Genomic DNA, 13,711 nt, shown 5'->3' with positions numbered 1-13,711 from the left:
ATGTCACAAGGTTTGCTGTGTGATAGAGGGAAGTTGTTTTTGATACTATATATAATACAAAAGACAATTGCATTTCCAATAAGAAGAATAGTGTTTTAGAAAGTTTTATATAAATTCGTGTCGATTTTAAATATCATGAACACATGCGAACAGGAAAAACATGGCACGTTTCGTTTGCCTTCTATTTTATTCTATTATGTTACATAGTTGTCGCTTCAGAGATGAAGGGACAGGAGGGGCGTTTGTTTACTTCTGATGCACAATTGTCGAGTAGTTTGGTAAACCAAGTGTATCAGGATAAGAGGGGATTTATTTGGATTGCTACCCGTAACGGTTTTGACCGTTACGATGGTTTCCAATTCCAAACCTTTCATAAAACACAGAAATCGGGTTCGATGCTTTCCGAACACGTAACCTGTGCGTTGGAGGACGCAGCCGGGCGTTTGCTGGTTGGTATGGACAAAGGGCTACAGGTATATGATGAAAACACCGGACGGTTTCGGACTATACCTTTTATAAATAAAGAAGATACCTTAAAAGCATGCCATGTCATGTCCATGTTGCAAGTGCGCAATGGCGACGTATGGGTAAGTACTTCAGGGTTCGGCATGTATGTGATTCCGTCGGGGAAGGATGAAGCGCATTATACCTTGATGTTTGAGGGAGACAATAATGTGGAGGATATGGTGGAAGCGCCTGATGGTGCTGTTTGGTTAGCTGTGACAAATTACGGTATATACCGCCGGAAAGATGGAAAAGTCAGCCGTTATCTTTGTGAGAAGGCGTCTGTCTTGGGACGTTGTTGCTTGGCTTTTGACCGTGAAGGACATCTTTTCATGGGATCGGCCTCAGAAGGACTATTTGTTTTCGACGGTTCACGTAACATTTTCTTGCCGATAGAGGGGACTGCTCATCTGAATGTCTCCGTTCTCTGTCCATTGTCGGACGGACAGGTTATGCTGGGTACGGATGGGGAAGGAACCATGAATTATCGGTTCGGAGAACGTTCACCATCTCCTTGCGACTACTTTCATGCACAAGTGGATTTGAAACACGCTAAGATAAGCAGTATATTGGAAGACCGAGATGGCAATATTTGGTTAGGGCTATTTCAGAAAGGGGTTTTCATACAACCTCATCAAGATAGCGGTTTCAGCTATGTGGGCTATAAGTCCGGGCGATATGATATCATAGGCTCAGCCTGTGTGATGTCTGTTTATGCTGGAAAGGATTGTACGTTATGGGTAGGTACGGATAACGATGGCCTTTATGCTTTAGACATTAAATCATATACAGTCCGTCATTATGCTTCCGATGTCGGAAGTTTGCCTGCTACGATAACCTGTATAGCGGAAGATAAAGATGGTAAGTTGTGGTTGGGTTCTTATTGGGAGGGAGCCGGATGGTTAGACGAGAAGACGGGACAATTTAACCGTCTTCCGTTTACCAGTAAGGGAATGGCAGTACATGTGTTTCGTTTATTGGCTGATAAGGAAAATAATTTGTGGATTGCAACTTTAGGTGACGGACTGAAGAAATATAATTTGAAAACACATGAACTGAAGGAATACAAAGTAAAACCAGAGGCTTCTGAACCGAAAGGCAACTCATTGACAAATATGTGGGTAAATGATTTGTGCTTATCTGAAGACGGGAGACGGCTCTATATTTGCATGAGTAGCGGATTGGCTTGCTTGGATTTGAATCATGATGACTTTGTTTCTGCATTCGGATGCAACTGCGTATTGATGGAGCAACCGGTGCATACGGTGGTCGAAGACAAGGAAGGCCTGCTATGGGTGGGCACACATGACGGAATATTCGTGTTGGACAGGCACGGACGTACACTGCGGCATTACACTACCGACGATGGCTTGCCTGACAACTATATAGCTTCCATGCGGTTCGACGGCCAAAATAATATATGGATAAGTACCTTTCACGGTTTGTCCATGTTGGATTTGAAGCGGAGTCATTTCACCAACTATTATGCAAGCAACGGATTGCAAGGAAATGAGTTTAGCGAACGGGCATCCTGTGGATGGGACAGTCTGATGGTTTTCGGTGGAAACAGCGGACTTACACTCTTCTCGCCCGAAACAGTACGCTACGCCGGTAAACGTCCTTGTCTGCAACTGGTAGAAATGCGCATAGGAGATAAGGAGGTAACAACGGATACAAAATCGGGATTCTTCAAGGTGACGAATCGCCCCGTAATGGAATCCAACCTGTTTGAGGTGTGCCATGAGGATAATACTTTTTCCATACGTCTTTCAACGATGTCGTATGACATGCCGGACGGTGTGAAATATCTGTATTCCATAGACCACGAACCCTACGTGGCTATGGCGGGTTCATCAGGCATGCTGACTTTAAACCATTTGCCGTCAGGAACTTATAAAATCCGAGTAAAGGCAATCGTTAATGGTCTGGAGTCCGATGTCAAAGCCTTTACCGTGATAGTCCGCTCTCCGTGGTACGCCAGCCTACCGGCGTTTATCGTTTACTTTTTAATAATGATGTTTCTTATCATGCGATTCGTTCATAGTCGTCGTTTGCGGGAAGAGGCCAGATTACGTTTGCAGGAACATATACATGCGGAACAATTGAACGAAATGAAGTTGCAATTCTTCATGAACCTCAGTCATGAGATTCGTACGCCTATGACGCTGATTGTAGGACCTTTGCAACATCTTATTAATACAGACTTCGATGAAATAAGGCAAAGGTCTTACCGTATGATGAGCCGCAATGCGGAACGTATTTTGGCTCTTGTCAACCAGATTCTGGATTTGCGTAAAATAGATAAAGGACAGATGATGATGAAGATGCAGCCTGTGAACCTTGTAGATTTTGTACGAGACGTATATGAACTCTTCGACAGTAAGGCGCGTGAAAAAGAAATCCACTTTCATTTTGAATACGATACAGACTACATAGAGATATGGTTGGATAAAAAGAACTTTGATAAAGTGATCATGAATCTTTTGTCCAATGCTTTCAAATTTACTCCTTCTAAAGGTAACATCGGTATACGTTTGAAACAGGGTGAACACGACGTTTCGATGGAAGTTTGGGACGATGGATTGACGATAGAGCCCGACAAGATGGAGAAAATTTTCCAACGCTTCTATCAGGCGGACAATATAACTAATTATAATGTGGCCGGAAGCGGAATCGGCTTGAACCTTACGAAGCAACTTGTCACCTTACACCACGGTGAAATTTCGGTTTACAACAATACAGACGGTAAGGGATGCACGTTTAAGGTCGTATTACCCCTTGGCAACGCTCATCTTAAACCGGAAGAACTTTTGCAAACACCCATAGAAGAAAAAGCGGAAGAATCAATTTTGAAAATAGAAGAAGATTCTGCCGTAACCGAAGGGAATAAGGATGAGAACAAAACCAAGCATCGCAAACGTATTGTTATCGCGGAAGATGACGATGAAATACGAAGTTATCTATCGGAGGAGTTGCGAAAACATTATTACGTCGTGCCTTGTCGCAATGGGAAGGAAGCGTTGAGCGAAGTTTTACGGACTCCTCCGAGTTTAGTCTTGAGCGATGTGATGATGCCGGAAATGGATGGCTATACGCTTTGTGCCAAAATAAAAACCAACATTAATGTGAATTTTATACCAGTGGTATTGCTTACGGCCAAATCCCATGAAAAAGACAAAATAGAAGGATTGAGTACGGGTGCTGATTCTTATATTGAAAAACCGTTTAATATCAAAGTATTGGAATATACTATACGGAACCTGATAGCTTCGTATGATATTCTTCGTAACAAAGTAGGGGGTAAAGAAATGCCTGAAGAGAACATAGATGTTGTCGTATCCCAATCAGCCGATGACAAGCTATTGGAACGTGTATTGCAGATTATCAATGGGAATATCAACAATCCTTATCTAAGTGTGGAACTTATTGCGCGGGAGGTGGGTATCAGCCGAGCACACTTGCACCGTAAAATGAAAGAATTGACCAATCAAGGACCACGCGACCTTGTGCGTAACATACGCCTTAAGAAGGCCGCCGATCTATTGGCTTCGGGGCATCGTAATATTACCGAAGTGATGTATGCCTGTGGGTTTGAGAATGCCGCATCTTTCTCCATTAAGTTCAAAGCTTTGTATGGAATGTCTCCTATGGTTTATATGAAGGAACATTTGGCCAAGAAATGAGAAAATAGTTCTTTTTTTATATATTTTGAGACATGGCGTAAAATATCGGTAACACAGCCGTATGGCGGTGTCACCGATATTTTTCATCTTTGCAAAAGAGCACAGTAGATTTTTTGTATTATGTGTGAATTGAGAAAGGAATGTGATTTAGAAATGATAATCCTTAAATTAGATTGGTTATGCGAAAAATGAAAAACTTTATGCTTTCCGGACTGCTGTTGGCAACGGTTTCGGTGAGTGCAGAGATTCCTCCGTCCATTCATGTGGACGGGGAGTACTTGACAGACACCCATGGCAATAAAGTGGTGTTGCACGGCGTGATGGATACGCCGAGTCCTTATTTTAATAATTACCGTTGGGGAAATGTAGCCAACGATGCCACCAAAAAAGACTGCATCGAGTATTTCGATAAGCTCTTCACGGCTATTACGGACTCCACGCAAGGGGCCTATTGCAATGTGTTCCGACTTCATTTGGATCCTTGTTGGACGAATGACCCGAATCTTCCTGTCACAGGTGAGGAAACGGGCGAGGCCAATATCTCGCAATTCAGCGAGAAGCGGCTTCGTACGTATCTGTCCACACTCTATTGGAAAATCATAGAAAAGGCTTTGGACCATGGGCTTTATGTGGTCGTACGTCCTCCCGGTGTATGTCCCGGTGGTATCAAGGTGAACGGCTACTATCAGGATTATTTGTTGAAAGTGTGGGACATCGTGTCAAGCAACACTAATATCAAGAAACATAGCGGGCAGGTATCCATAGAGTTGGCCAACGAACCGGTGAACATTTACGATGCCGATAGTCTGGAAAGCGTGCGCGCGCCGTATGACTTCTTCCAGCCTATTGTGGACAAGATACGAGCCAATGGTTTCGACGGTATTATTTGGGTACCCGGAACAGGATGGCAGAGCAATTACGTGTGCTACAAGAACAATCCCATCGAAGGCTATAACATAGGTTATGCCGTGCATGCTTATGTAGGATGGTACAATAACAATGACGAAAACGCTGACGGGGAAACGTTCATCCAAGAATTCGGAAAGGCGGTGCCGGTCGTAGAAACGAATCCCGTCATCATCACCGAAGTCGACTGGAGTCCGGAGAAAGAAGGGGAAGGGCACTATGACGAACACGGAAACTGGGTCCCGGCCAACTGGGGAACATGGGCAACAGGGTCTACTTCCAAATGGGGAAATGCCTATAAGACGATGCTCGATCATTATGGCAACATCAGTATGACCCTGTCCGGCACGGCGTGTTACATCGACATCGACAAATATCTGGCAGACGGTACGGTGACCCCGGCTTTCGACAGTAATCCCGAAGCTTGCGGGAAGGCTACTTTCGATTGGTATGCCGATTACGCCAAAGTGGATTTTGCACGACCGGATTTCACGAACGTGTCTACCAACCAGACGACGGATGGCAAGAAGTTCATCAATCCCGTATTGGCTTCGGATTTTCCGGACCCGGATGTGGCACGCCTGGGCGATACCTATTATATGGTATCGACCACCATGCATCTCTTTCCCGGGGCTACGATTCTGAAATCACATGATTTGGTCAACTGGGAGTATTGTGCACAGCCGTTGGAACAACTTTCCACTTCGGACAAATACAGTCTTATCGGTGGTAAGAACTCTTATGCCCAAGGCATGTGGGCCGCTGCTCTGACTGCCCACGAAGGCAAACTCTATCTGCTCGTCAACGGGAACGATGCCGGAGGATTCGTGTTGTCTACTGCCGATCCGGAAGGGAAGTGGCAGATGCAAAAGTTGGACCGAATTTATTACGACCCCGGCATGATTTTCGAGGACGACAAGGTATATGTAGCCTGCGGAATCGGCAATATCGACATTTGCGAACTGGACAAGAACTTCAACTTCAGGACGTCTACCACCGTCTTGAGGGACAAAGAAGGATTGGAAGGTTGCCACCTCTATAAAATAGGAGACTATTACTATATTTACGCCACTTACGGCGGTTGGCCTTCCGGTCAGACGATATTCCGTTCCAAGAGTATAACCGGGCCGTACGAAGAGAAAGTTCTGATAGAGAAGATAATTAACGGTTCGCCCAACACGGTTCATCAAGGGGCATTGGTTGAAACGCTGACCGGTGAATGGTGGACCATGCTGATGGAGGATAAAGGCGCCATAGGCCGTTTGCCGAGCTTGCATCCTGTAGAATGGGCCGACGGTTGGCCGACCTTGGCCAAGAACGGAGTGCCACAGTTGGTTTATACCAAACCGGATGTAGGAACCACCTATCCGGAGAAAATACTCCCGACCAATGATAATTTCCGCCAATATCCCTTAGGTATGCAATGGGAATGGAACCACAATCCCGACAACGGCAAGTGGAGCCTGTTCGAGCGGCCTGGGTTCCTGCGTCTGTACACTGCATCGGTGACCGACGACCTGATGCAGGCTCGCAATACCCTGACGCAACGTATTTTTGCTTTCCACAATACGAAAAGCCCCTACGGGTTGGACACATCGCGGCCTTCCACCGGCACGGTGGCGCTGCACCTGAAGAACATGAAAGAAGGAGATATGGCCGGTCTGACCATACAGCAAGACCCGTACGCCTATATAGCAGTCCACATGAAAGACGGCAAAAAACAACTCATCTGGGTGCAGGACACATTGAAGACGGTGGACGGTTTTGTTCCGGCTTCCGTCACGGAAACCTCCGTAGACATCGACACCGTGGTTTATCTGCGTGCACAGTTTGATTGCGGCACGGGAAAAACGAAGTTCTTCTACAGCACGGACAATAAGGAGTATGTGCAGTTGGGGAATGAGACTACGCATAGTTTCAACCTTTCCGTATTCGTGGGCGCCCGCTTCGGCATTTTCAATTATGCCACACAGGCATTGGGCGGTTTCGTAGACGTGGATTGGTTTACGACAGAAGAGCAGTTTGATGAAGACACATACTTCGACCCCAACTTCGAGGGCTATAATGAAGAAATGCTGACTGCGGAAGGGCTCGCCGTGGAATCAGCGGAAATGGAAGTGATGATCGGCCTGAGCAAGGCTTTGGAACTGACGGCAACGTTCAAGGACGGACATACGGAAAACGTGGCGGCCAAAGCCAAGTATGAAATCTCCGACCCTGAGGCCTTGGACATCCAAAGCGGCATGGTCATTGGAAGGAAGAACGGGCGCGTATCGGTAAAAGCCACTTATACCGACCCGATGGGGAATGTGTTGACCGTATCTTTCACGGCATCCTCCACGTTCTTCCCTTGGGGAGAGGAATATGTCAATACGACGCTTTTCGGTGACGGCACCTATCGGGAAGCTACCCGTGCTTTCTTCCCCGGCGTGAACGGACAGATGGGGTGGGTGTATGAGAACGGTGTAGACATGAGCGGCTACAAATATTTGGTGTTGAAACTGGACAAGGTACAGAAGGTCAATGCTGCCGTCAATATCTATCCGCAGAACAGCATCTGGGGTAACTGCTATAGTCAGCCTATCGGGGATGCCACGACGGTGGTCATACCTCTTCAGGAAATAGAGTACACCAGCGGGGATGCCGTCGGCGAACCTGTCAACACAGCCAATATCATGATTGTGGCTTTGTATGCAGGAAGCAACGGAGTCATAGATGTGTCCGATGCCTACTTGACCAATAATGACGATTATTCTCCCGAAGGAGTGTCCGTCAACTCCATCCATGCCGCCCCCGAGGAAGCAGACGGTCCGATCTATAACCTGCAAGGTATGCGTGTGGACCGGATGACGAAAGGCGTATATATCCGGAACGGCAAGAAGATATTGGTGAAGTAACTTGTATATGCCGCAATATGCGGGGGCAGCTCCTTTTGTGGGGCTGCCCTTCTTTCATGTCTATGCAGGATAGTCCATGGAAGAAAAGATGTTTCGTAAATCGTTGATAATGAGTTTTGGATTTTTATGCGGAGAATTGAAAATCGTTTGGCTGAGAACGAAAAATCGTTTGGCTGAGAATGATTTTCTGTTTGGAGACGGCGTGGTAATCCATTGAATTAGGGCAGGGGGGAAGCAAAAGGGGAAAGGCTTAGGGGCGGCAAAAGAATAAGGCGCACCTTGCGGTACGCCTTACCCGTTGTTTGTTTGAAAGAAGTATTTAATAGAAGTTGTTTATGCTTCGGCAGGAGTTTCTGTAGTTTCCTCTGCGGGAGCATCAGCAGGAACTTCCGCTTCAGCCTCTGCTTTTGCAGCAGCCTCGGCAGCTTTCTTCTCTGCTACTTTCTTAGCGATCTCTTCATTGACTTTCTTCTCAGCTTGCAGACGTGCTTCAGCGGCAGCCTTCTTCTCGGCGGCTTTCTTGGCTTCGAATGCTTCTAAGCCTTTCTGCTTGTCGTTCTTCCAAGCTTCGAATTTTGCTTGTGCGGCAGCTTCATCAAAAGCACCCTTCTTCACACCGCCACGGAGGTGCTTCATCATGTAGACACCTTCCTTGGACAAGATGTTGCGAACCGTGTCGGTAGGCTGTGCACCTACTTCCACCCAATAAAGAGCGCGATCGAATTTCAAATCTACAGTGGCGGGATTGGTGTTCGGGTTGTATGTACCAATCTTTTCTGTAAACTTACCATCACGTGGTGCTCTTACGTCTGCAATAACGATGCTGTAGAAGGCGTAGCCCTTACGTCCGTTACGCTGCAATCTAATTTTTGTTGCCATAATTAATGTTTTGTTTTTAATATAGGTTTGAAATATGCCGTTAACTCGTAACGGCGGCGCAAAGTTACACTTTTTCTCCGACTTGCCAAAGGTTACCCCTTGTTTTTTAGGCGTTTTTTCTCTTCTCCGTCATTTCTTGATGCGCATGCTCGCCTTTATCATATATATAATAAGGAGAACATACATCAGCAGGGAGAGCCATTCGCTGGCCGGACTGGCCCACCAGGTGGAATAGTCGAACGAGATTCCTCCGAAACGCAGGGCTGCACTGACTACGCCCATCAAGGCTCCTCCGGCAATGAATCCGGAAGCAATGAGCGTACCTTTCTCGCCTCGTTCCTTGTTGACTTGCTCTTTGCTGCTCCGTGTGGTGACATACCAGTTGATAAGCCCGCCGACCAACAAGGGCAAGTTCAGTTCGAGCGGAATGAACATGCCTAAAGCGAAGGCAAGGGCCGAAACGTTGAAAAGGGTGAGAAGGATGGCAAGGGCCGCGCCGATACCGTAAAGCAACCAGGGGGCACCCGCACCGCTCATCAGCGGTTCGATGACGGCGGCCATGGCGTTGGCTTGAGGTGCGGCAAGTTGTCCGCTTGTGAATCCGTAAGTGTCATTCAATATCATGATGACTCCGGCCACGGTGGCGGCTGATACAAGGGTACCCAGAAACTTGAACGTTTCTTGTTTCTTGGGCGTGCTGCCCAGCCAGTAGCCGATTTTCAAGTCGGTGATGAAACTTCCGGCCGTGGAGAGGGCGGTGCAGACTACTCCGCCCATAATCAGTGCGGCCACCATGCCAGCCGGACCTTTCAGGCCGACGGCCACCATGATGACGGAAGCCAGGATGAGGGTCATCAGCGTCATTCCGGATACGGGGTTGCTGCCGACAATCGCAATGGCGTTGGCCGCAACTGTAGTGAAGAGAAAAGCGATAACGGCTACGAGAAGCACTCCGGTGAGCGTGAAGAGCAGGTTGCCTTCCATGACCCCGAAATAGAAAAACAACAGGATGGCTGCCAAGGTCAGGAGAGAGCCGACAGCTATGATTTTCATCGGCAGGTCCTTTTGTGTCCGGGGAACGGCCGTATCGCTCTTCCCCTTGCCTTTCATTTCTTGTGCAGCCAGACCCACAGCCCCCATGATGATTTTGCGGCTTTTGAAAATGCCGATGATACCGGCCATGGCGATACCGCCGATACCGATGCTTTTGGCATATTGGAAGATTTGTTCGGCACTGGCTTGGGAGGCTGTAACGGAAGAACTTCCGGCACTCACGACGAGGTCGGGGAACAACCATGAAATGGCCGGGACGATAACCCACCATACGGCCACGGAACCGCAACAAATGATGAGCGCATATTTCAAGCCCACGATGTATCCCATACCCAGCACGGCCGCCCCCGTATTGATTTTAAAGACGAGTTTGGTCTTGTCCGCCAAAACTTGTCCCCATTCCAAACAACGGGACGTGACGCTCTCGTTCCACCAACCTACGGTAGCGATGATGAAATCATAAATGCCGCCCACGACCCCGGCCACGAGGAGCGGTAAAGCCTGATTACCGCCTTTCTCTCCGGAAACCAATACTTGCGTGGAGGCCGTGGCTTCGGGAAAAGGATATTTGCCGTGCATGTCTTTCACGAAATACTTGCGGAAAGGGATGAGGAAAAGAATGCCCAAGACTCCTCCCAACACGGAGGCGATGAACACTTCTATGAAGTTCACCGTCATTTCCGGATATTTGTCTTGCAGGATATAGAGGGCGGGCAAGGTGAATATGGCTCCGGCCACAATCATACCGGAACATGCCCCGATGCTCTGGATGATGACGTTCTCGCCCAATGCCCCTTTCCGGTGGGTGGCTCCCGTCACGCCTATCGCGATAATCGTGATAGGAATGGCCGCCTCGAACACTTGTCCTACTTTCAGTCCTAAATAGGCTGATGCGGCCGAAAAGACTACGGCCATGAGCACGCCCCACAATACCGACCACACGGTCACTTCCTTATACGTGCGCTCCGGTGACATCAGAGGTTCATACTGCTCGCCTTTTTTGAGTTCCCGGAAGGCGTTTTCCGGCACTCCTGTCTGTTGCTTTGCGTTTTCCATTCAATCGTTGTTTTTATGAATTTTTATAAATTGAGACAAAGATATATATTTCACGGCAGAATGTACTTTCTTCTTTTGTAGAATTTCTTTAAATAGTTTAATTTATAATGTGAATCCCTCGCTATTCACTAATTTTGCAGTTCAATTTAAAAGAAATCGCATGCTGCTGAAGCTTTATCATAGATACATATTATTGTTTTTAGTCTTGATGTGCTTTGTCCCGCATACCCTGAAAGCACAGATTCGGGGACGGGTGACGGATGCCGACACGGGAGAACCTATTCCGTCGGTCAACGTATACTACGGGAAACAAAAGACTGTGGGAACCACAACCAATGACAAAGGCAGATACACTTTGCAAACACCGGATAAAGGAGACACCCTTGTGTTTTCTTATGTCGGCTACCAGACGTATAAGGTATATATAAAGGCCGGAGAGAAAAAGACATTGAATGTCAAGCTTCAGAATTTGGACAAGGAATTGTCTGAGTTACTGGTAAAACCGAAAAAGAGACGATATAGCCGCAAAGACAATCCTGCGGTGGAATTGATGCGGAAAGTGATTGCGGCCAAAGAGAAAAGCGACTTGAGACAGAACGACTATTACCGTTATGACAAGTATCAGCGTATCACTTTCGGCTTCAACAATATCACGCAACACTTTATCGACAGCAGTTTTTTACGTAAATATCCGTTGTTGGTCAAACAGGTGGAATTCTGTCCGCAGACCCAAACCAACATCCTCCCCCTGACCTATAATGAGACTTCGTCGGAACATATATACAGGAAACAACCGGAGGCGGAACGGAATTTCATCCGGGGAACGAACTCGGAAGGCTTGAATGAACTGTTAGCCACGGGGGACATCGTGAACGTAGTCCTCCAGCGTTTCTTCGCCGACGTGAACATTTACGATAATTCGATCAATCTTTTGGAACGTTACTTCACCAGTCCCTTGTCTTCTACCAACGCCATTTCTTTTTATCAGTATTACATCATGGATACTCTGGACGTGGAAGGAGACAAGTGCATCGAATTGAGCTTCATTCCTCAGAATCCGCAGGATTTCGGGTTCTCGGGACGGTTGTGGGTCTTGGACGATGGGACTTATCAGGTGAAGCGTTGTCTGGTCAACCTGCCGCTCCGTTCGAGTGTGAACTTTATCAGCAATCTGGTGATAGAACAGGATTTTTCTACACTCCCCAACGGTCAGCGGGTATTGGTGAAAGACAATATGATAGCAGAACTGGGCGCATTGAAGAAATACCATAATATGCTGATTAAGCGTACCACGACTTATACCGGATTCGACTTTTCTCCCATACCCGGCGAGAGATTCGACCAACGCGAACAGCCAAGGGAAGGTACACCGGTCATCAAAGACGAAGACTTTTGGACACAGCACCGGACGGACACCCTGACCCGTTCGGAAGCCAACATGTCCACCATGGTACGGGATATGACCCGTAAGAAAGGCTTCGGATGGGTGATTTGGATTGTTCGGGCCTTCGTGGAAAACTACGTGGAGACTTCTCCTCCGGGAAAAAAGAATTATGTGGATTTCGGGCCGGTCAACACGGTTGTTTCGTCCAATTTTATAGATAAGGTACGTTTCCGGGCCAGTGCGCAGACCACGGCCAACCTGAGCCCTCATCTCTTCCTGAAAGGATATGCGGCATACGGAGTACGGGACAAGAAATGGAAATACGAAGGAGAAGTGGAGTATTCGTTTTTGAAGAAACAATATTCGCCGGAAGAGTTTCCGCGAAACTCGATAGCGATTTCTACCCGTTATGACGTAATGGCTCCCTCAGATGCCATGTTGCCTACGGACAAAGACAATGTGTTCACGTCGCTCAAGACGCAGACCATCGACCAGATGTCTTATTTCCGCCAATACAACATACGTTATGTGTATGAATTCGACAACCATTTCGGAATTACGGCACAATTGCGCCATATCACTCAAAACCCGACAGGCACGCTGTTCTATCGTACGGTGGGCGGACAAATGGTGCCGGAACTGACGCAAAGCGAGGCGACACTGAGTTTGCGTTACGCGCCGGGCGAAAAGGTGGTAGTCACGAAACAAAGACGTCATCCGGTCAACCACAATTATCCTATTTACACGTTAATGCACACGACCGGCTTCAAAGATGTTTTGGGAGGGGACTATGCTTCCAACTACACGGAACTGTCCGTGACAAAGCGTTTCTGGTTGAACTCATACGGGCGCATTGATATTTACGGTCATGCGGGAGCGCAATGGAACAGGGTACCGTTTCCGTTGTTGATTACGCCTGCGGCGAATAATTCATATATCATACAGCGCAGCATGTTCAATATGATTAACAACATGGAATTCATGAACGACCGTTTCGTCTCGTTGGACGTGCAATGGGATTTGAGCGGCAAGCTGTTCAACCGGATACCCTTACTCAAACATCTGAAATGGCGTGAGGTGATAGGTTTCAAGACGCTTTACGGCACGTTGACGGACAAGAACAACCCATTTAAACAAGGGAATCAAAGCGATTTGTTCGAGTTCCCGTCACGGAACGGACAACCGACCAGTTTCGTAATGGGGGACACTCCCTATATGGAATTGAATGTGGGTATTCACAATATCTTCAAGATACTTCGTGTGGACTACGTACGCCGGTTGAATTATCTGAACGCACCCAATGCCAAGAAGAACGGCGTGAGATTCGTATTGCAGTTTGACTTTTAAGG

Annotated in this window: 5 protein-coding genes; 3 read left to right on the top strand and 2 right to left on the bottom strand. The window is 47.3% G+C overall.

What is annotated here, in order from left to right; translation table 11 throughout:
* The first annotated feature begins 143 nt into the window (after window positions 1-143).
* Both HMPREF9441_RS11815 and HMPREF9441_RS11810 read left to right on the top strand, forming a co-directional pair.
* A complete protein-coding gene (locus HMPREF9441_RS11815; protein WP_009390626.1) occupies window positions 144-4,187 on the top strand; it encodes a two-component regulator propeller domain-containing protein in 4,044 nt (1,347 codons plus the stop codon).
* A gap of 179 nt (window positions 4,188-4,366) precedes the next feature.
* A complete protein-coding gene (locus HMPREF9441_RS11810) occupies window positions 4,367-7,990 on the top strand; it encodes a family 43 glycosylhydrolase (protein ID WP_008621460.1) in 3,624 nt (1,207 codons plus the stop codon).
* A 333-nt stretch (window positions 7,991-8,323) separates the two neighbouring features.
* Here HMPREF9441_RS11810 and HMPREF9441_RS11805 read toward each other — a convergent pair whose 3' ends face one another.
* Both HMPREF9441_RS11805 and HMPREF9441_RS11800 read right to left on the bottom strand, forming a co-directional pair.
* On the bottom strand, window positions 8,324-8,869 hold the full coding sequence (locus HMPREF9441_RS11805; protein ID WP_008621457.1) for a 30S ribosomal protein S16: 546 nt from the start codon (window positions 8,867-8,869) through the stop codon (window positions 8,324-8,326).
* A gap of 129 nt (window positions 8,870-8,998) precedes the next feature.
* Window positions 8,999-10,978, bottom strand: a complete 1,980-nt coding sequence (locus tag HMPREF9441_RS11800; protein ID WP_008621456.1) for an OPT family oligopeptide transporter — start codon at window positions 10,976-10,978, stop codon at window positions 8,999-9,001.
* Window positions 10,979-11,138: 160 nt separating this feature from the next.
* Here HMPREF9441_RS11800 and HMPREF9441_RS11795 point away from each other — a divergent pair, with 160 nt between their 5' ends.
* Complete coding sequence (locus HMPREF9441_RS11795) at window positions 11,139-13,709, top strand: DUF5686 and carboxypeptidase-like regulatory domain-containing protein (RefSeq protein ID WP_008621455.1); 2,571 nt, start codon at window positions 11,139-11,141, stop codon at window positions 13,707-13,709.
* Window positions 13,710-13,711: the final 2 nt, after the last annotated feature.

This window comes from Paraprevotella clara YIT 11840 (assembly GCF_000233955.1).
GTDB lineage: Bacteria > Bacteroidota > Bacteroidia > Bacteroidales > Bacteroidaceae > Paraprevotella > Paraprevotella clara.
Note: the sequence above shows the minus strand (reverse complement) of the source record. Positions and strands in the feature narration are given on the sequence as shown.